Source organism: Polaromonas sp., assembly GCF_013817205.1.
GTDB lineage: Bacteria > Pseudomonadota > Gammaproteobacteria > Burkholderiales > Burkholderiaceae_C > Polaromonas.
The window spans coordinates 1-20,282 of sequence record NZ_JACDDD010000003.1 but is presented as its reverse complement, the minus strand read 5'-3'; the positions used below and the strand labels follow the sequence as shown (position 1 = coordinate 20,282).

At 61.9% G+C, this 20,282-nt stretch carries 19 protein-coding genes; 9 read left to right on the top strand and 10 right to left on the bottom strand.

Annotated features, from left to right (window positions below; translation table 11 throughout):
- The first annotated feature begins 225 nt into the window (after positions 1-225).
- Both msbA and H0W47_RS01130 read left to right on the top strand, forming a co-directional pair.
- Positions 226-1,980: a lipid A export permease/ATP-binding protein MsbA gene (gene msbA, locus H0W47_RS01135; RefSeq protein ID WP_296919684.1), complete on the top strand. Its 1,755-nt coding sequence runs from the start codon at positions 226-228 to the stop codon at positions 1,978-1,980.
- Positions 1,977-2,849, top strand: coding sequence for a glycosyltransferase (locus tag H0W47_RS01130; RefSeq protein ID WP_296919571.1), 873 nt, complete (start codon positions 1,977-1,979; stop codon positions 2,847-2,849). The genes msbA and H0W47_RS01130 overlap by 4 nt, the downstream gene beginning before the upstream one ends.
- 11 nt (positions 2,850-2,860) lie before the next feature.
- On the opposite strand, the gene H0W47_RS01125 is transcribed toward H0W47_RS01130, so the two are convergent.
- The 10 genes from H0W47_RS01125 to H0W47_RS01080 all read right to left on the bottom strand — a co-directional run bounded on the left by H0W47_RS01125 (position 2,861) and on the right by H0W47_RS01080 (position 12,175).
- The gene (locus H0W47_RS01125) at positions 2,861-4,030 is read right to left on the bottom strand and encodes a glycosyltransferase family 4 protein (protein ID WP_296919570.1); all 1,170 of its coding nucleotides are present in this window, start codon (positions 4,028-4,030) and stop codon (positions 2,861-2,863) included.
- A complete protein-coding gene (locus H0W47_RS01120; protein ID WP_296919568.1) occupies positions 4,027-4,773 on the bottom strand; it encodes a polysaccharide deacetylase family protein in 747 nt (248 codons plus the stop codon). The genes H0W47_RS01125 and H0W47_RS01120 overlap by 4 nt, the downstream gene beginning before the upstream one ends.
- 15 nt (positions 4,774-4,788) lie before the next feature.
- Positions 4,789-6,267, bottom strand: a complete 1,479-nt coding sequence (gene rng / locus H0W47_RS01115; RefSeq protein WP_296919565.1) for a ribonuclease G — start codon at positions 6,265-6,267, stop codon at positions 4,789-4,791.
- Between the two features lie 9 nt (positions 6,268-6,276).
- Complete coding sequence (locus H0W47_RS01110; protein WP_296919563.1) at positions 6,277-6,879, bottom strand: nucleoside triphosphate pyrophosphatase; 603 nt, start codon at positions 6,877-6,879, stop codon at positions 6,277-6,279.
- A gap of 144 nt (positions 6,880-7,023) precedes the next feature.
- Positions 7,024-7,491 (bottom strand): 23S rRNA (pseudouridine(1915)-N(3))-methyltransferase RlmH, encoded by a 468-nt coding sequence (gene rlmH, locus H0W47_RS01105; protein ID WP_296919561.1) that lies wholly within the window; start codon positions 7,489-7,491, stop codon positions 7,024-7,026.
- Positions 7,488-8,261 carry a ribosome silencing factor gene (gene rsfS / locus H0W47_RS01100; RefSeq protein ID WP_296919559.1) on the bottom strand — a complete coding sequence of 258 codons (774 nt, stop codon included), beginning with the start codon at positions 8,259-8,261 and terminating at the stop codon, positions 7,488-7,490. Before rsfS ends, rlmH begins: the two co-directional genes overlap by 4 nt.
- A 34-nt stretch (positions 8,262-8,295) precedes the next feature.
- Positions 8,296-8,925, bottom strand: coding sequence for a nicotinate (nicotinamide) nucleotide adenylyltransferase (gene nadD, locus H0W47_RS01095; RefSeq protein WP_296919556.1), 630 nt, complete (start codon positions 8,923-8,925; stop codon positions 8,296-8,298).
- On the bottom strand, positions 8,922-9,833 hold the full coding sequence (gene hemF, locus H0W47_RS01090) for an oxygen-dependent coproporphyrinogen oxidase (protein WP_296919554.1): 912 nt from the start codon (positions 9,831-9,833) through the stop codon (positions 8,922-8,924). The genes nadD and hemF overlap by 4 nt, the downstream gene beginning before the upstream one ends.
- 115 nt (positions 9,834-9,948) lie before the next feature.
- On the bottom strand, positions 9,949-11,265 hold the full coding sequence (gene purD, locus H0W47_RS01085; protein WP_296919552.1) for a phosphoribosylamine--glycine ligase: 1,317 nt from the start codon (positions 11,263-11,265) through the stop codon (positions 9,949-9,951).
- Between the two features lie 187 nt (positions 11,266-11,452).
- Positions 11,453-12,175 (bottom strand): YebC/PmpR family DNA-binding transcriptional regulator, encoded by a 723-nt coding sequence (locus H0W47_RS01080; RefSeq protein ID WP_296919550.1) that lies wholly within the window; start codon positions 12,173-12,175, stop codon positions 11,453-11,455.
- 65 nt (positions 12,176-12,240) lie between these two features.
- On the opposite strand from H0W47_RS01080, the gene H0W47_RS01075 reads away from it, so the two are divergent.
- From H0W47_RS01075 to H0W47_RS01045, 7 genes are all read left to right on the top strand, one after another.
- Positions 12,241-13,722, top strand: a complete 1,482-nt coding sequence (locus H0W47_RS01075; protein ID WP_296919549.1) for a helicase HerA-like domain-containing protein — start codon at positions 12,241-12,243, stop codon at positions 13,720-13,722.
- Between the two features lie 115 nt (positions 13,723-13,837).
- Complete coding sequence (locus tag H0W47_RS01070) at positions 13,838-15,157, top strand: GTP cyclohydrolase II (protein ID WP_296919547.1); 1,320 nt, start codon at positions 13,838-13,840, stop codon at positions 15,155-15,157.
- A complete protein-coding gene (locus tag H0W47_RS01065) occupies positions 15,150-16,451 on the top strand; it encodes a URC4/urg3 family protein (protein ID WP_296919545.1) in 1,302 nt (433 codons plus the stop codon). Before H0W47_RS01070 ends, H0W47_RS01065 begins: the two co-directional genes overlap by 8 nt.
- Positions 16,452-16,474: 23 nt before the next feature.
- Positions 16,475-17,116 (top strand): uracil phosphoribosyltransferase, encoded by a 642-nt coding sequence (upp, locus tag H0W47_RS01060; RefSeq protein ID WP_296919544.1) that lies wholly within the window; start codon positions 16,475-16,477, stop codon positions 17,114-17,116.
- Positions 17,117-17,503: 387 nt separating this feature from the next.
- Entirely contained in the window at positions 17,504-18,097 is a 594-nt protein-coding gene (locus H0W47_RS01055) for a carboxymuconolactone decarboxylase family protein (protein ID WP_296919542.1), read from the top strand.
- Positions 18,098-18,123: 26 nt separating this feature from the next.
- A complete protein-coding gene (locus H0W47_RS01050; RefSeq protein ID WP_296919541.1) occupies positions 18,124-19,413 on the top strand; it encodes an amidohydrolase family protein in 1,290 nt (429 codons plus the stop codon).
- A 153-nt stretch (positions 19,414-19,566) separates the two neighbouring features.
- Positions 19,567-20,160, top strand: coding sequence for a hypothetical protein (locus H0W47_RS01045; protein ID WP_296919539.1), 594 nt, complete (start codon positions 19,567-19,569; stop codon positions 20,158-20,160).
- Positions 20,161-20,282: the final 122 nt, after the last annotated feature.

Here is a 20,282-nt window from a genome sequence, read left to right as displayed (position 1 = left end):
TCCCCACTTACTGCGCACTTGTGCAGCGGCCATGCCCAAAATTGCAATTGATCGTCATGTCGTTCTTTCATGCCACATCCCCGCAGTTGCGGATCGGGTAACGGCGCGGTCGCGCCGGAAATCCGACTCAAACGCAACAAGCGCATGGGTCAACGAGGCCTTGAATTGACAAGCATCACTGGCCTGGCAGCCACTGTCATCCCTGCCGATGCGTCACCCATCCCTATGGGCAAGCGCTTACGCCGCATCTGGCCTTACTTCAGTCGCCCTTCCAGCGCTTGGGCCCTGGCGATTGGTGCGACCCTTGTCGGTGCCGCCACCGAGCCCCTGATTCCGGCTTTGCTCCAGCCTTTGCTCGACAAGGGATTTCGCAAAGGGGACCTTGACATCTGGAAGGTTCCCGTCGCGCTGTTGCTCCTGTTCGGGGTGCGCGGTTTTGCCGGCTTTGTCGCGGAAGTCGCGCTGGCCAAAGTCACCAATTCCGGCCTTTTGAAGCTTCGCAAGGCCATGTTCGACAAGCTCCTCAGGGCGCGGCTCGACCTCTTTTCCAGCCAGTCGGCGAGCGCGTTGTCTAACACCGTGGTGTATGAGGTCCAGAACGGCTCCTCCATGCTCGTCAATGCCGTGATGGGTTTGACGCGTGATTCGCTGGCAGTGATGGCCCTCTGCGGCTACCTTCTGTACCTGAACTGGCAACTGACTCTCATCATCACCCTCCTGATCCCCGCAATTGCCTGGGTGATGCGCGTGTTGTCCAGCCGCCTTTACAGGTTGACCAGGGCCAGCCAGGGGGCGACCGATGCGCTGGCCTACGTTGTTGAAGAAAACGTGTTGGCTCACAGAGATATTCGGCTGCATGCGGCTCAGGGCGCTCAGGCCCAAAGGTTTGCTGTGCTCAGCGACGCCCTGCGCCGCCTGTCCATGAAATCGGTCGTTGCCTCAGCGGCCATGACACCCGCCACCCAGCTATTGACGGCCTCGGCACTGTCGGCTGTTATTTCCGTGGCCCTGCTGCAAAGTGCGACCGACAACACCTCGGTAGGCTCGTTTGTGGCATTTGTGACAGCCATGCTGATGCTGGTAGCACCCATCAAACGCCTGTCTGAGGCCGCCAACCCCATCACCCGCGGCCTTGCGGCTCTGGAGCGCGGTCTGGACCTGATGGAGAAAGCCCCCGACGAGCAGGGTGGCGACTTCTCAAAACCGAGGGCTGAAGGAAAGATCAGTTTTCTGAATACGCGGGTAGCCTATACCCAGGACGCTCCACCTGCGGTGGATGCCCTGAACCTGTCCATCGCCCCGGGCGAAACAGTTGCGCTGGTCGGCGCTTCGGGTGCAGGAAAAACCACGCTGGTCAACCTGCTGCCGCGCTTTCTGGAACCCACTTCGGGGAGCATTGAGCTTGATGGCGTGCCGCTGGCCGACTGGAAAATCGACTCCTTGCGCAGCCAGTTTGCGCTGGTCAGCCAGCATGTGGTGATGCTCAACGACACCGTTGCGGCGAACGTGGCGCTGGGCATGGAGGTGGACCGGGACAAGGTAGCTTCCAGCCTCAAGGCCGCCAACCTGGCGCGTTTTGTTACCGACCTGCCGCAAGGCATCGATACCCTGGTGGGCCACAACGCCACGCAACTCTCTGGAGGGCAGAGGCAGCGCTTGGCCATTGCGCGTGCACTTTACAAGGATGCGCCCATTCTTATCCTTGACGAGGCCACTTCTGCCCTGGATACCGAATCCGAACGCGCCGTACAGGAAGCTCTGCTGCGCCTGATGCGCAACCGCACCACTTTGGTGATTGCCCACCGCCTGTCCACTGTGCAGCATGCCAGTCGGATTGTGGTGATGGATACCGGCCGGATTGTAGAGACCGGCTCCCACGCCGAACTGATCACCGGCGACGGTCCGTATGCGCGGCTGTACCGGCTGGGCCTGTACGATTCGGATCTTTCGCAAAGCGCACCCTCTGTGCAACTCTCATGACAGTTTCCATCAGTGGTTTCACCTTCATCCGCAACGGCGTTGAGCTGGGCTTTCCTTTTGAGGCGTCGATACGCTCGCTGCTGCCGCTGGTGGATGAGTTCGTGGTGGCCGTGGGGCAAGGCAGCGATGACACCCTCGCACGGGTGCGCGCCATTGGTGACCCGAAAATCCGCGTCATCGAAACCCTGTGGAATGAACGCATGGCGGACCGCGGATTTGTGTATGCCCAGCAGAAAATGATCGCCCAGTACGCCTGCACCGGCGACTGGGCGTTTTACCTTGAAGGCGACGAAGTGGTCCACGAGGATGACCTGCCGGCCATCCGCGCCAGCGTGGAGCGGCATCACGCCAACCCGGAGGTGGAGGCCCTGGTGTTTGACTACCGCCATTTTTACGGTTCGGCGCAGTGGGTGTCGATCAGCCCCGGCTGGTATCGCCGCGAGTGCCGGCTGATCCGCAACACCATCCGCAGCTATGCGCCCGACGGCCAGTACTGGCTGGTTACCACCGATCACAAAAAGCCGCGCAACCCCAAGGCGGCGCTGGCCAATGCGCACATCTTTCACTATGGCTGGATTCGCCGCAATGAGGACATGCAGAAGAAGCTCGACCAGGTCAGCAAGTACTGGGCTGATTCCACCACCATGCAGGTCAAGTACAGTCAGTTCGACGCGAGGGCCTTGCAGGCCTATCGGGGGACCCACCCTGCTGTGGCAAGGCAGTGGCTGGCGACGGGCGCCGAGCAGGAACTCCACATTGACCCGGGCTACCGGCCCACGCCCAAGGAAAACAAGTACCACCTGATGCGGCGGATTGAACTGTTGACGGGGCTGGATTTCAGTCGCAAACACTTCAAGCTGGTCGCCTGAGTCCGCGCAGCTCAGAGTCTCGACGCTGCCAGTGACGAGAGATACACCGACTCCTGCTGGCGCGCGATGTATTCCCAGCGGAAAGCGCTGGCGAAAATCCGGGCATGCCCGCCCAAAGTGCGGCGCAGTTCCTCATCTCTTGATATCTTTTCCAGGGCTGCGCCCAGTGCCTGGACATTGCGAGGATCCTCAAGCACCAGCGCGTTGACACCATCGCTCAGCAGGCCGGAAATTCCGCAATAGGCCGCGCCGCTGACCACGACCGGCAAGGCGTGCGCCATGGCCTCCAGGACCACCATCGCAAAGGTATCTTCCAGCGTCGGGTGCACCAAGGCGTCAACAGCCAGATATGCCGCACCCACATCCTGCATGACCCCCAGGAAAAACACCCGCCCGCCGATGCCGAGCGACTCGGCCCGCTGCCTGAACTCGGGGATATGTCCGGGGTTTCCGACGACGGCAAGCACCGTCGGCTCAGGCAGCATTGCCAGCACCTCAAGGAGGGTGTCCAGCCCCTTCTTGCGGTAGTCGTTGCCGACAAACAGCAGGCAAAAGCCTTGCGCGGGCAAGCCCAGCGTTCGCCGCGCCCGGACTTTGTCGTCGTCGTTGGCGGGCTGCGCCGGAAGGTGAACGCCCGGGGTGATGACGCTGGTCATAACCTCTGCGCCCGGGTAAGTTGCGGCCGTGATGCTGCCCAGGCTGGCGGAGGTGACCACCACACGGCGCGCCTTCACCGGTCTGAACCGCATGCATTCCAGCCCAAGATAGATCAGCAGCCGAGGGCTGGTCAGCACCTTGATCCAGCGCAGCAAGCGCCGCCAGCCTGTCCGCTTGTGGAACAGGTTGTGCCTGACCGGCACCACATGCACAGTCTGAACCTGGCCATGCCAGGTGTTTTCATGCGAATGCACGATGTCGAAGCCCGTGCGCGTGGCGCGCCAGGTGGCAAAGGCATACCAGAGCTGGTTAAGCCAACGCGGTTTACGCATCGGCATGGACACGCGGTGATAAGCGACGCCTGGCGCATGGTGATTGATCTGCTGGGCAAACACATGGACCTCATGGCGTAGCGCCAGTTGCTCGACCAGCGCGATGGAATAACGCTCCGCCCCACCACCCGTGTTGTCGAAAACCCGGTTCAGCACCGCAACGCGGAGCCTGGGCGGCACAGGCGGGCTCAAGCGCGCTCCCTGTCTTCGTAGCCAGTGGCGATCTTGAGCCAGAACACCGGCAGGCTGGTCGAACGCACCACCGGTACGCGCGGCAACTCCAGCAAGTTGCCGATGATGGTGCTGCGCCCCCGGCGAGTGGTGGTCGCGGTTTCGAAACCTGCCTCGCGCGCCATCACGACATGTTCAGGCGCGTATTCGCCATAGGGATAACAGAAGTGCTGCACGGACGTGCCCATCACGGTTTCCAGCGCAGCCTTGTCGTCCGTCATTTCAGCTTGTGCCGTCGGCGCATCACTCTGCAGAAGGCGCACATGGTTTTGAGTGTGTGAGCCGACCTCCTGCCCGCCGGCCGTCCACTGGCGCAACTGGCTGGCATCCATCAGCGGCACCTGGGCGATGCCGATGCCCTGGTCCCAGACATTCGTCTGGCCCAGCAGCTTGCTGACGGCGTAACAGGTCGATGAAAAGCCGTGGCGCTGCAGCACCGGCAGCGCGTGTGTCAGGTTGTTCAGGTAGCCATCGTCAAAGGTGATGCCCACCACCTTGCCGCTTCGTTGACCTTTCAGATAAGGAAGCAATGCGCTCATCGACAGCCCCTGGTAGCCAAGCAGCTTGAGCAAGGCCATCTGCCGGGCAAAGGCGCCTGGCGACACGTACAGACCTCGAAACGGCGCCCCCCTGGGCGGCGCTTCGCTGATCTGGTGGTAGACCAGGATGGGGATGGATGGCGATGGACGGGCAGTATCTAGCATACGGGCCAAGCAGGTCTACAGCAGGACGATATCGTATTGTTCCTGCGCCATCGCCGCCTCCGCCTGCAGCGAGATCGGCTTGCCGATGAAGTCGCTCAAGCCCGCCAGGTGCTGGCTTTCCTCATCGAGAAACAGCTCGATCACCTTGGGTGACGCGATGACCCGGAACTCGCGCGGATTGAACTGGCGCGCCTCGCGCAGGATTTCACGCAGAATGTCGTAGCCGACGCTGCGCGCCGTCTTGACCACACCCTTGCCCATGCAGGCGCTGCAGGGTTCGCACAGCTGGTGCGCCAGCGACTCGCGGGTGCGCTTGCGTGTCATCTCGAGCAGGCCCAGCGCCGAGAAGCCATTCACATGGGTCTTGATGCGGTCACGCGCGAGCTGCTTCTGAAATTCGGCCAGCACGGCTTCGCGGTGGCTGGCCTGCACCATGTCGATGAAGTCGACAATCACGATGCCGCCGAGGTTGCGCAGCCGCAGTTGCCGCGCAATGGCCAGCGAGGCCTCGAGGTTGGTCTTGAAGATGGTGTCGTCAAAATTGCGGGCACCGACATAACCGCCGGTGTTGACGTCCACCGTGGTCAGTGCCTCGGTCTGGTCGATGATCAGGTAACCGCCGGACTTGAGATCCACACGCCGGCCCAAAGCCTTGGCAATTTCCTCGTCGATGTTGAACAGATCGAAAATCGGGCGCTCGCCGCCGTGCAGTTGCAGCCGCTGCAGCGTTGCAGGCATGAACTCGGTGGCGAATTGCCTGAGCTGGTCGAACTGTTCGCGCGAATCGATACGTATGCTCAGCGTGTTTTCCACCACCATGTCACGCAACACCCGCTGCAGCAGGCTCAGGTCCTGGTGCAGTACCGACGCCGGAGGAAGCCGCAGCGCGGCGTCCTTGATGCGCGCCCAGGTCTTGCGCAGGTAGGCAATGTCCTCGCCCAGCTCCGCATCGGTCGCGTCTTCGCCGTTGGTGCGCAGGATAAAGCCACCGCCCATGTCTCCGGTCAGGGCCTGCAGGCGATCGCGCAATTCCTCGCGCTGTGCCGACGGGATTTTCTGCGACACGCCGATGTGGTTGTCCTGGGGCAGGAAGACCAGCAGGCGCCCCGCAATGCTGACCTGGGCCGTCAGCCTGGCGCCCTTGGTGCCTATCGGGTCCTTGAGCACCTGCACCATCATGGCCTGGCCCTCGAACAGCTGCTTTTCAATCGGCTGCGGAGCCGCCGAAGCGGCTCCACCGTCGGCATCGGCATGGCGGCTGTTGATGCTGCTCATCAGGTCGGCCACATGCAAGAACGCCGCTCGCTCCAGTCCAATGTCGATGAAGGCCGATTGCATGCCCGGCAACACCCGCACCACCTTGCCGAGGTAGACGTTGCCCACCAGACCGCGCTCCAGGGTGCGCTCCACGTGAAGCTCCTGCACCGCGCCGTATTCGACCACCGCCACGCGGGTTTCTTGGGGCGACCAGTTGATCAGGATGTCTTGTTGCATGTTTTGTCTCTATATTTTCAGGCCGGCCGCTCGCAGCAGTCCTGCCGTTTCATGCAGGGGCAAACCCATGATGCCCGAATAACTGCCGCTGATATGGCTGATGAACATGGCCACCCTGCCCTGTACCGCATACGCGCCAGCCTTGCCCATGGGTTCGCCCGATGCCACATAGGCGCGGATCTGTGCCCGGCTCATGGGGGCAAACGTCACGCGCGACACGCTCAGGGACTGCACGCGTTTGCGTCCGAGTTGCACCGCGACAGCAGTCAGCACGCGGTGCGTGGTTCCCGCCAATTCACCCAGCATGCGCGCGGCATCCGCTTCATCCTCAGGCTTGCCGTAAATGCGGCGGCCCAGCGCCACCGTGGTGTCAGAGCACAAGACCGGCGCCGACGGCAAGCCGCGCTTTTTCAAGCGCGCTACCGCGGCGTCGAGCTTGAGCTGTGTGACACGCTGCACATAGGCAGTGGGCGATTCGCCGCCTAACACGGCTTCCAGCGCTTCGCTGTCTTCCCCGGCGTCCGCCAGCAGCAATTCGCAGGAAACGCCCAGTTGCTCCAGCAACTGCCGCCGCCGCGGGCTTTGGGACGCGAGATAGATAAATTCAGTCATATTGAAGTCGCGAGGCAGACCAGGATCCCCGATTTAGTCCAACAGGGGCGCGGATCTGGCTCTGCCAGTCCGCAGGCGCAGCGGCCCCATAGGTGAGAAAAGGGGCAGCGCGCCGGAGGCTCGAAGCGACAAGCGTGGGGGCCATCACTCTCTGTGGTACGGATGGTTCACCGTGATGCTCCAGGCGCGGTACAGCTGCTCGATCAGCAGCACGCGCACCATGGCATGCGGCAAGGTCAGGTCGGACAGGCGCAGGCGCTCGTGCGCCGCCTGCTTGAAGCCGGGGTCCAGCCCGTCGGGCCCACCGATGACGATGGCCACATCGTCGCCCCCCAGTTGCCAGCCGGTCAGCCGGGCCGACAAGGCCAACGTGGTCACGGCCGTGCCGCGCTCGTCCAGCGCCACGATGCGTGTGCCTTTGGGAATTACGGCTTCGATGCGCTGGCGTTCGGCGGCCAGCAGGTTTTCCAGCGTTTTGGACGCGCGCGGCTCGGTCTTGACGGCTTTGAGTTCGACCTTCAGCTCAGGCGGGAAACGTTTGGCGTAGTCGTCGTAAGCGGTCTGCGCCCAGTCGGGCACCTTCTGGCCGACGGCGACAATCGTCAGCCTCATTGGCTCCGGGTCGAGGTCTTGCGGGCGGCAGGCTTTTTGGTTGCGGTTTTGGCCGCCGTTTTGACGGCAGTCTTCCTGGCCACCGCTTTTTTGGTGGCAGGAATCTTCACGATCGGCGTCTTGGCTGCAGACTTCTTCGCCGCTGGTTTGGCGGCAGGCTCGGCCGCTGGTGCGGCGGCATTGCGTTTGGCGGTCCAGTCGTTGGTCTTGCCGACGCGGCCGACATAAGTGCCGTCGTCGGTGCGGGCGACCTTTTTGGTGGCGGGTTTGGTTTCAGCCTTGCCAGCCGATTTGGCGGACTTCGCAGCAGGCTTGCCGCCTGCGCGGCCCTTGACTGGCTTGGGTACTTCTTCGGCTTCCGGTTTGGCGGCCTTGACCAGCGGGGCCGGCGCGCCGAGTTTGAGCTTGACAGGTTTGTCGCCCCACAGTTCTTCCAGGTGGTAATACTGGCGGATGGTGGGTTGCATGATGTGGGCCACGGCTGCGCCGCAATCCACGATGATCCATTCGCCGTTTTCTTCGCCTTCTATGCGGGGCTTGGAGAAACCGGCGTCGCGCACCGCATCACGCACGCTGGCTGCCAGGGCCTTGGTTTGCCGGTTAGAGCTGCCAGAAGCGATGATCACGCGCTCGAACAGCGAGGTGATGTGTTCCGTGTCAAACACCTGAATGTCCACCCCTTTCACGTCTTCCAGCCCATCGATGATGGCTCGCTGCAGTTTCTGGACGTCTTTTTTGGCAGCGGTGGTGTTGGCGGGGGTGGAGGTCATGCAGTGTGGGCTTCAATAAAATAAAAGGTTCGAATCAGGGCGAAATATAGAGACGATGGCGCTCAATATAACGCGCAACAGGCTCGGGAACCAGCCGAGCCAGGTCTTGCAGGCTTGCGGTGCCCGCCGCGATCTGCCGCCGGATATCGGTGGCGCTGACGGACATCAGGGGCAGTTGCAGGGGCACCAGCGGGTGTGGAAGCTGAATTTGAGGGTCAAATCCGGCCTCAGCCCTTGTCGGTCCTGCGCGATCTGCTATACAAATTATAGCTAATTGGATCAGGTCTTCCCAGCGGTGCCAGGTTTTCAGCGCCGCGAACTGGTCTTTTCCAATGATGAGGTAGAGCCGGGCACCCGGATTCTCGGCCTGCAGCGCCTCCAGGGTGTCAATGGTGAAACTCGGTCCAGGTCGCTGAAGTTCGCGCGCGTCCACCCGTACCCGCTCAAGGTCGCCAAAAGCCTGTTCAGCCATGGCGAGCCGATGTTCGGGGGCGCTGAGCGCCCTGTCCTTGTGCCAGGCCTGCCCCGTTGGAACGATGTGCAGCGCATCGAGTTGCAACTGCGCCACCGCCGCCTGGGCCAGCGCCACGTGCGCCAGATGCGGCGGGTCAAACGAACCGCCGAACATGCCGATGCGTCGTGCGCTGGCCTCTGGATTGCTCAAAGCCAGTCCCGCCGGATCAAAAACTCCGTGTTCAGGCGCGCCTCTGGCGAACCTGCTTCCAGCGCCCGCTGGTAAGACCAGCTCACCAGCGGCGGCATGGACATGAGGATGGATTCGGTGCGCCCACCGGACTGAAGCCCGAAATGGGTTCCGCGGTCCCAGACCAGGTTGAACTCGACATACCGGCCCCGGCGGTAAAGCTGGAAGTCGCGCTCGCGCTCGCCGTACGCCATGTCCTTGCGCCTTTCGACAATGGGCAGGTAGGCCGGCAGGAAGGCATCGGCCACCGATTGCATCATGGCCCGGCTGCGTTCAAAACCCAGCTCCTGGAAGTCGTCGAAAAACACACCGCCTATGCCGCGCTGCTCATCGCGGTGCTTCAAATAGAAATACTCGTCGCACCAGGTCTTGAAGCGCGGGTATTTGTCCTCGCCGAAGGGCGCCAGTGCATCGCTGCAGGTCTGATGGAAGTGCCGCGCGTCATCTTCAAAGCCGTAATAAGGCGTCAGGTCCATGCCGCCGCCGAACCAGCAGGCTTTGGCGCCAGAGGCAGGCGTTGCAACCAGCATGCGCACATTCATGTGCACCGTCGGCACATAGGGATTGCGCGGATGAAACACCAGGGACACGCCCATGGCTTCGAAGGGCGCGCCCGACAGCTCCGGCCGGTGCTGTGTGGCGGAGGGCGGCAGTTTGGGCCCGCGCACATGCGAGAACCCGCAACCGGCGCGCTCAAACACGTCGCCCTGCTCCAGGATCATGGTGATGCCATTGCCCTGCAGCGGCTCATCAGCCGCCTTCTCCCAGGGATCGGCGGCAAACACACCGCCATCAATGGCAGCAATGCTGCTGGTGATGCGCTGCTGCAAACCCAGCAGATAGCTGCGAACGGGGGAAGAATCGATCATGGTCGTCATTTCACAATGGTATCGGCCTACAGGCGGCCCGCCTTGAGCACGCGCACAGGACGGGCGGCCACGGCCCAAAGGCCACGACCCTGAAGCGGCTGTACGTCGCTGCCCATCAGGGCTTGATCGCTCGATAACCGATGTCCTTGCGGTACTGGGCGCCGTCAAAATGAATGGACTTCGCGGCCTCGTAGGCATGCTGCTGCGCCTCCTTGACCGAACTGGCCAGCGCAGTGACACATAACACGCGCCCGCCCGAAGTGACGACGCCGCCTTTGTTGCCACCTTCGGCCGTGGCAGTGCCAGCATGAAACACCACCGTGTCCTCCGCGTCTAAGGTATTGACCGCCGGCAGGCCGGTGATCAGGTCGCCCTTGCGCGGCTGCAGTGGATAGCCGTGCGCGGCCATCACCACGCCCAGCGCCACCCGGCGGTCCCAGTCGAGCTCGACCTCGTCCAGCTTGCCCGAGGTCGCGGCCATCATCACCTCATAGAGATCGGACTTGAGCCGCAGCATGATGGGCTGGGTTTCCGGGTCGCCCATGCGGCAGTTGAATTCCAGCGTCTTGACCTTGCCGTCGGGTGTGATCATCAAGCCAGCGTACAAAAAGCCGGTGAAAGGAATGCCGTCTTTTTCCATGCCTTTGATGGTCGGCAGGATGATCTCGCGCATGGCACGCGCATGCACCGTGGGCGTGACCACCGGCGCAGGCGAGTAGGCGCCCATGCCGCCGGTGTTTGGCCCTTGGTCGCCGTCGAGCAGGCGTTTGTGGTCCTGGCTGGTCGCCATGGCCGCAACATTCTTCCCGTCGCACATCACGATGAAGCTGGCTTCCTCGCCTTCCAGAAATTCCTCGATCACCACCCGCGCGCCGCCAGCGTTGTGCGTCACGCCCAACGGATTGAAGCTGGGGTCGGGCGCCAGCATGAACTCGATGGCTTCATGTGCCTCATGCAGACTCATGGCCACGACCACACCTTTGCCGGCCGCCAGGCCATCGGCCTTGACCACAATCGGTGCGCCCTTCTCGTCCACATAGGCGTGGGCTGCTGTCGCATCGGTGAAAGTTTCGTATTCGGCCGTCGGAATGCCATGCCGCTTCATGAAGGCCTTCGAAAAGGCCTTGGAACTTTCGAGCTGCGCGGCCGCTTTTGTCGGGCCGAATACACGCAGACCGTGCGCGCGAAACTCGTCCACCATGCCCGCCGCCAGAGGCTGCTCGGGGCCCACCACCGTCAATGCTATCTTTTCAGTAGCTGCCCACGCCCGCAGCGCGTGGACATCCGTGATATTTACGTTCTCAAGGCGCGAATCCAGCGCCGTGCCCCCGTTGCCCGGCGCAACGTACACCGCCTGCACCTTGGGAGACTGGGCCAGTTTCCAGGCCAGCGCATGTTCACGGCCACCGCCGCCGACCACCAGGACTTTCATGGAAGAACTTTCGTAGATGGATTTCCAAAACAAACAAACAAACCTTCAGACGGCAGCGCAATATGCAAAGCGACAAGCGGGAGCACGCCCTTTTTACCAGCAAGGGCCGCGGAACCGGCTTTGCCGGGCCGCAGGCGCAGCGCCCCCCCGGGGGGCAGCGACGACACGAAGTGCGGAGCGTGGGGGCTCATGCAATGGCTGCGTTGTGAAACACGTCCTGGGTGTCGCCCAGGTCTTCCAGCACGTCGAGCAGGCGCTGCATTTTTTCGCCCTCTGCGCCGGACATCTCGATCATGTTGTCGGCACGCATGGTGACTTCGGCGACTTCGGGCTTCAGACCGGCGGCTTCCAGCGCGTTCTTGACGGTTTCGAAACCGGTGTAAGGCGTCAACACCTCGATGGCGCCATCTTCATGCGTGATCACGTCGTCGGCGCCGGACTCCAGCGCCACTTCCATGATCTTGTCTTCGCTGGTGCCGGGCGCAAAAATAAGCTGACCGCAATGCTTGAACTGGAAAGCCACCGAGCCTTCAGTGCCCATGTTGCCGCCGTGTTTGGAAAACGCATGCCGCACCTCGGCCACGGTGCGCACCTTGTTGTCGGTCATGCAGTCCACGATGATGGCCGCGCCGCCAATGCCGTAACCCTCGTAGCGGACTTCCTCGTAATGCACGCCTTCCAGGCTTCCAGTCGCCTTGGCAATACCGTATTTGACGTTTTCCAGCGGCATGTTGGCCGCCTTGGCTTTTTCAGCGGCCAGCCGCAGGCGCGGATTGGTGCCCATGTCGCCCCCGCCCATGCGGGCCGCAACCATGATTTCCCGCATCACGCGGGTCCAGACGCGCTGGCGTTTTTCGTCCTGGCGCCCCTTGCGGTGCTGAATATTCGCCCATTTGCTGTGACCGGCCACGGAAATCCTTTGGAATTGATTTAATCTGCAGGGCGCATTTTACTTTTTCACATAGAGGACACCCCATGGCCGAGCCGTTTTTGATTGCCAGGAATGCATCCACCACCTGCGAACTGCTCCCGGCGCTGGCCAACCGCCACGGCCTGATCACCGGCGCCACCGGCACTGGCAAGACGGTCACCCTGCAAACCCTGGCTGAAAACTTCTCGAAAATCGGCGTGCCGGTCTTCATGGCCGACGTCAAGGGCGACCTGGCCGGCATCAGCCAGGCCGGCAGCATGGGCGAAAAGATGTCCGCTGTACTGAAGGAGCGCGGCATAGCCAAGCCCGAACCCCTGGCCTGCCCCACCACCCTGTGGGATGTGTTTGGCGAGCAAGGGCACCCGGTGAGGGCAACGGTCTCCGACATGGGCCCGCTGCTGCTGGGCCGCATGCTGGGCTTGAACGAAACCCAGGCTGGCGTGATCAACCTGGTGTTCAAGATCGCCGACGACGCCGGCATGCTGCTGCTGGACCTGAAAGATTTGCGCGCCATGCTGCAGCATGTGGGCGACAACGCCAGCAAGTTCACCACCGAATACGGCAATATCAGCGCCGCCAGCGTGGGCGCCATCCAGCGCGGGCTGATGCAGATCGAAACCCAGGGTGGCGACAAGTTTTTCGGTGAGCCCATGCTCAACATCAGCGACTTCATGCAAACCGTGGACGGCAAGGGTGTCATCAACATCCTGGCCGCCGACAAGCTGATGAACTCGCCACGCCTGTACGCTACCTTTTTGCTGTGGATGTTGTCCGAGCTGTTCGAACAGTTGCCCGAGATTGGCGATCCCGATCAGCCCAAGCTGGTGTTTTTCTTCGACGAGGCGCATCTGCTGTTCACCGACGCGCCCAAGGCACTGATCGAGCGCATCGAACTGGTGGTGCGGCTGGTGCGCTCCAAGGGCGTGGGCGTTTTCTTCGTCACGCAGAACCCGTTGGACATTCCCGATTCTGTGCTGGCCCAGCTCGGCAACCGCGTGCAACATGCGCTGCGCGCCTACACCCCGCGCGATCAGAAGGCCGTCAAGGCAACAGCGCAGACCATGCGGCAAAAGCCCGGTTTGGACATTGAAACCGCCATCACCGAACTCGCCGTGGGCGAGGCGCTAGTAAGTTTTCTCGACAGCAAGGGCCGGCCCAGCGTCACCGAGCGCGCCTACGTCCTGCCGCCCGGCAGCCAGATCGGCCCGATCACGCCGCAGCAGCGCCATGCGCTGGTGGCCACCTCCCTGGTTGCCGGTGTGTACGAAAAAGCGGTCGATAGCGACTCCGCCTACGAGATGCTCAAGACCCGCACCGCCGCGACACAGGCCGAAACAGCCAAGGCCGCCGAAACCTCGGGTGGTTTCATGGGCGGGCTCAGCGACGTGTTGTTCGGCTCCAAGGGCCCGCGCGGCGGTCAGCGCGACGGACTGGTGCAACAGGTGCTCAAGTCCGAGGCTCGCAACCTGGCGCGCCAGGTGCTGCGCGGCGCACTGGGCGGCATCCTCGGCGGCAGAAAGCGCTAAAGCAACTCGAACCGAAGCTCGCTGCCGCGGGCTGTCGCAAATTAGCGACCTGCAAAATTTCGGGCTTGTCAATCGCAGCACGCATCGGTACATTGAATTTTTTGAAGGATCCGCAATGTCTGCTGAAGTTGTTGCCAAGGCTGTGGACCCCACTGCGGCACCCCCCTCCTCTGCCCCATCCCCGGCCGCTGCCTCTGCTGCGCCACAACACATTCGCCTGACGTCCCACGCCGGTGGCCACGGCGCCCTGCCGATACGCTGGGCGGCGGCCACCCCCACCGAACGCGGACCGGTGGTCGGCACCACTACCAAACGAAGCCACCGCAACGTCATTGGCACCCACAGCGGCTCCTACAGCGTTTACCGTGCGCTCGCGATTGCTTCCGGTTCGCTTTCTGCCAAACACAAGGCCGACCTCACCAACACATCCCCCACCGACATCATCGGTCCCTACCCGCAGTGGAGCGAGCCCGGCCGCATTGTCGCCATGGACCCCTGGGGCGCGACGGTGGCCGACGTGTTTGCCAACGAATTGGCAGCGGGTTACGACATCCGCCCCACGATTGCCGTCACGCAGGCGCACGTCATCCTTCCGGAAGTGATTGAGGCCTTGAAGTCCGGCCGCTTGAAAGCCGACGGCAAATACCTGACCGCCGGAGGCGCGGCCATGGTGACCAAGGTGGCGGTCGAGCCGGTCTGGTATTTGCCTGAAGTTGCCAAACGTTTTAACTGCAGCGAGACCGACCTGCGCCGCGTGCTGTTTGAAGAAACCGGTGGCATGTACCCGGAGTTGGTGACTCGCAGTGACCTCGAAGTATTTTTGCCGCCCATCGGCGGCCTCACCGCGTATATCTTCGGCAAGCCACGCGACTTGGCCAACCCCGACATCGAGCTGACCGCCCGCGTGCATGACGAGTGCAATGGCTCTGACGTTTTTGGTTCCGACATCTGCACCTGCCGCCCCTACCTGACCCATGCCATTGAAGAATGTATCCAGGGTGCGCAACGCGGGGGCGTCGGTTTGGTCTCCTACTTCCGCAAGGAAGGTCGGGCTTTGGGCGAAGTCACCAAGTTCCTGGTCTACAACGCCCGCAAGCGCCAGGTTGGCGGCGACACGGCCGACCAGTACTTCAACCGCACCGAATGTGTGGCCGGCGTGCAGGACATGCGCTTTCAGGAGTTGATGCCCGACGTGCTGAACTGGATGGGCATACGCAAGATTCACCGGCTCGTTTCCATGAGCAACATGAAGTACGACGCCATCACGCGCGCCGGGATTGAGGTCGTTGAACGCGTCAACATCCCTGACCACATGATTCCTGCCGATGCGCAGGTGGAAATGGACGCGAAGATGGCTGCCGGCTATTTCACGCCCGGTGCAGTGCCCACGGCCGAAGAGCTGAAAAAGGCCAAGGGACGGGGGCTCGATGCCTGAGCCCCACACCCTGCAGGCAGACGCTATTAAAATAGGAGCTGCTGACGCCCGTACAGAAAGGGCTGTAGCCGAATTACGCTCTACAAGCACGATACGCCGGCGCGCTTCGGCGCTACTGGAGCGGGCGCGCCGTGGTGAATCGGCATGGTTCACCGTCAACGACGGCGCCATGAACACAGCCGCCTTGCTGGTGGCCGAGCTGACGCAGGCGCGTTACCCCCATCTGAAAATTCCGTACCACAGCCGCTGGCGGCACTTCGAGGCTGGCGGCGTGGACAGGCTGGCGCAACTGAACCAGGCGCTTGGCGCGGTCTCAGCCGCCGAAAGAGCCCGCGCGCAGATCGACCTGGCGCTGGTCAGCGTGCTGCTGGACGCAGGCGCCGGCCCCGACTGGTCTTTCTGCGAAGCTGCCGAAGGTGAACGCCCCGAGCACAGCTACAACCGCTCGGAAGGCCTGGGCGTGGCGAGTTTTCACGCGTTCATGAGCGGGCTGTTTTCCAGCGACCCTGCGCAAGCGCTGCAGGCCGATGCCAAAGGGCTTCAGGCCGTCACCACCGACAGCCTGGCCGCGGCCTTTCAGGCAGACGCTGCCACCAACCCGCTGGTAGGCCTGGAAGGCCGCGCCACCCTGCTGCGCCGTCTGGGCCAGGCCCTGCACGACCAGCCCGAACTGTTTGGCCAGCCTGCGCGGCCCGGGCATCTCTTTGATTTGCTGGCGCGGCAGTCCAAGGGCGGCTCCGACATCAACGCGCACGATCTGCTGACCGTGCTGCTCACCGGCCTGTCGCCGATCTGGCCGGCGCAAAACACGCTGGATGGCGTTGCGCTGGGTGACTGCTGGCGCCACGCAGCTGCGGGCAGCGAGGAAGAAGGTCCATCCATCGGCTGGGTGCCTTTTCACAAACTTTCGCAGTGGCTCACCTATTCGCTGCTCGAGCCCTTTGAATGGGCCGGCCACCCCGTCGGCGGGCTGGACGCGCTGACCGGCTTGCCTGAATACCGCAACGGCGGCCTCTTTCTAGACGCCGGCGTGTTGCAGCTCAAGGATCCGGCCCAGGCCGACCGGTTGCATGAGGCTGGTGACGAGCTGATCGTCGAATGGCGCGCTCTGACGGTGGCGCTGCTGGACGAGCTCGCGCCGCTGGTGCGCGAGCAGTTAGGATTGAGCGCTGAGCAGATGCCGCTGGCCTGCGTGCTCGAAGGCGGCACTTGGGCCGCCGGGCGCGTGCTGGCCCAGCAGTTGCATGGCGGCAAACCGCCCCTGAACATCCAGAGCGACGGCACCGTTTTCTAGAACCCGAACCCCGAGACACCGACATGACCACCCGCAGCGACAAAGTTCACCTGATCGACCACCCGCTGGTGCAGCACAAGCTCACGCTGATGCGGCGCAAGGACGCATCCACCAACACCTTTCGCACCCTGCTCAATGAGCTGAGCATGCTGATGGCCTATGAGGTCACGCGCGACATGCCCATGCAGGACATCGAGATCGAAACCCCGCTCGAAAAAACCACCTCCAAAGTCATTGACGGCAAAAAGCTGGTGTTTGTCTCCATCTTGCGCGCCGGCAACGGCATTCTTGAAGGCATGCTGAGTGTGGTGCCAGGCGCCCGCGTGGGCCATGTCGGCCTGTACCGCGACCCGAAAACCCTGACCGCCGTCGAGTACTACTTCAAGATGCCGCATGACATGGAAGAGCGCGACATCGTCATCGTCGACCCGATGCTCGCCACCGGCAATTCGGCCATTGCGGCGGTTGAGCGGCTCAAGGAACTCAACCCCAAGTCGATCAAGTTTGTCTGCCTGCTGACCTGCCCCGAAGGCATCGCCGCGCTGCAGGCCGCCCACCCCGACGTGCCGATCTACACCGCCGCCATCGACCGCGAGCTCAACGACCACGGCTACATTCTGCCGGGCCTGGGTGATGCCGGTGACCGCATCTTCGGCACAAAATAGGCCACCAGCCCAATAAACACGGGCGCAAGCAGCTATGTATTTCATAGCATGCTATTCCCTGGAGTATCGTCACACAGAGCCTGCGCCTGGCCACGCCAACTGCTGATGAAGCCCTACCGAGAACATTGATGCGCAGCCGCCAAAACAATGCCGACCCGGCTCTTCTCGATGAAAAAAACCGCGCGCAAGCAAGCTGAGCGACAGGTTTTGCTGGACGCCCTGAGCGGTGGCCTGGGTGCTGAAACTATTGAGTGGACAACCGGAAACACCTTAGCCGAAACGGCACTGTTGCCTCTGCCACCTGCCCCTGCCACCTGCCCCTGCCAGGGAGGCAGCGCCTGGCGGGCAGGCAAAATTGCTTCAGACCCCACTTTTGAAATGAGCCTTATGTCCCGTCTTGAACCCCTGCCGCCCGAAACCACGCCTGAGCTGAAGCCGCACTTCGACTTCTTTCTCTCCACGCTCGGGTTCACACCCAACAGCGTGCTCACCATGCAACGCAAGCCCAAGCTGGTGCAGGCCTTTGCCCAGCTCAATGCCGCAGTGATGGATCCGGCGGGTGAGGTGGAGCTGGGTTTTCGCCGCCTCATCGGCCACGTGGCAAGCAAGGCGGCCGGTTGTCTGTACTGCCAGGCCCATACACTGCTGGGCGCCAGCAACTTCGGCGTCAGTCCAGAAAAACTGGCCGCCGTATGGACCTACGCCTCCAGCCCCCTGTATTCTGAGCGCGAACGCGTGGCGCTGGACTTCGCGCTGGCTGCCGCGGCGCAGCCTAACGCGGTCACCGACGAACAGTTTGCGCAACTGCGCCAGCACTGGAGCGACGGCGAAATTGTCGAACTGCTGGGCGTGGTGGCGATGTTCGGCTTTTTGAACCGCTGGAACGACAGCATGGCCACGCCGCTGGAAGCTGTGCCCGACGCGGTCGCACGGCAGAGCGCCGGCAGCCATGGCTGGGATGCCGGCAAACATCTCCGCTGAACGCAAGGACGCGAGGACGCCGTCACATGCTTGACCTTTTGATCACCAATGCCTCTCTGCCCGACGGCCGCACCGGCATGTCCATCGCCGTGCAGGACGAAAAGATCACCGAAGTCACCGCAGGCTCTATCGTCGGGGTGCAGGCTACCGAAACAGTCGATGCCGGCGGCTACCTGCTCAGCCCGCATTTTGTCGACCCGCACTTCCACATGGACGCCACGCTCAGTTATGGCCTGCCGCGTGTCAATGAAAGCGGCACCTTGCTCGAAGGCATTGCCGTCTGGGGCGAACTCAAACCCACGCTGAAAGTCGACGCCATCATCGAACGTGCCCTCACCTACTGCGACTGGGCCGTCGCCAAGGGGCTGCTCGCGATACGCAGCCATGTAGACACCAGCGACCGGAGTTTGCTGGCAGTGGACGCCTTGCTGGAAGTGAAGAAGCAGGTGGCTTCGTATATCGATTTGCAACTCGTCGCCTTCCCGCAGGACGGCGTGTTGCGCAGTCCAGGCGGCGTCGAAAATTTGAAACGCGCGTTGGACCGGGGCGTGGACGTCGTCGGCGGCATTCCGCATTTCGAACGCACCATGGCCGAAGGCGCCGCCAGCGTGAAGCTGCTGTGCGAGATCGCCGCAGAACGCGGCCTGCTGACCGACATGCACTGCGACGAAACCGACGACCCGCTGAGCCGCCACATCGAAACCCTGGCCTTCGAAGCGCAGCGCCTCGGCCTGCAGGGTCGTATCAACGGCAGCCACTGCACCTCCATGCACAGCATGGACAACTACTACGTCAGCAAGCTGCTGCCCCTGATCGCTGAAAGCGGCGTCAGCGTCATCGCCAACCCGCTGATCAACATCACCCTGCAGGGCCGCCACGACAGCTACCCCAAACGCCGCGGCATGACCCGCGTGCCCGAACTCATGGCCGCCGGCGTCAACGTCGCCTTCGGCCACGACTGCGTGATGGACCCCTGGTACGGCATGGGCAGCGGCGACATGCTGGAGGTGGCGCACATGGGCCTGCACGTGGCACAGATGACCAGCCAGAAATGCGTTCGCGCCTGTTTTGACGCGGTGACGGTCAACGCCGCGAAGGTGATGCACCTCGACAACTACGGTATCGCGCCGGGCTGTGATGCGAGTTTTGTGCTGCTGCAGGCGCGGGATGCGGTGGAGGCGATCCGGTTAAGGGCGAATCGGTTGAAGGTTTGGAGGAAGGGCAAATTGCTGGGAGAGACGCAAGCGCTAATGGCAAGCCTGCATATAACTGGCAGACCGAATGCAATTGGCTTTTCACGTTCGTCAAAAGCTTAACGTGGCAGCTCCTACCCGTAGTTGTAATGACCATATTCGGCAACGTGGAGACTTGGCAACTCGCGCAGCAAGCTTTTGCATGGTAGCCTCTAAGAAAATTTCTCCCTGTAGTTCCGAAAGCTAAAGCTCAAAATGGACCTAATAACAAAATCTTTGCTCACCGAATTCACGACGGAACAGAATTTGAGAGCATTGTCCGAAGACAAACAGTTCGAGCACTTCGCGGCCTTTCTAACAGTTAGTAGCTCTCTTGCCGAAGCTCTAGATACTGGAGAAGTGGTAATTGGAGCAAGCGGTGACACAGGCATTGATGCTCTAGCAATTGTCGTGAATGGCTCCTTGGTTGAAGACGCGACCGAAATCGACGAATTTGCAGAACGAAATGGATATCTTGACGTCACATTTGTTTTCGTTCAGGCAGAGCGCTCGTCGTCTTTCGAAACTGCGAAAATTGGTCAATTTTCCTTTGGCGTTCAAGATTTTTTCAAAGAAACACCTGCACTACCACGCGGAAAAGACATTGCAAAGCTTGCAAAAATTCAGGCCTCAATTTACAAGCAAAGCAGCAAATTCAAGAGAGGCAACCCCGTTTGCCGGCTCTACTATGTGACAACGGGAACGTGGACAGGCGATACCGCTCTAGAAGCAAGACGGCGAGCGGCCGCAGACGATCTAACAGCACTACGCATCTTCAGATCTGTTGAAGTCATTCCGATCGATACTGAAGGCATCCAGCGTCTATATTGAATCGCCCCGGGAATTGAGGAGGCTCCAACCTTTGAGAAGATGGAGCCATGAAGAAATCAAACAAGTTTTCCCCCGAAGTACGCGAACGCGCGGTCCGTATGGTGCAGGAGCACCGAGGCGAG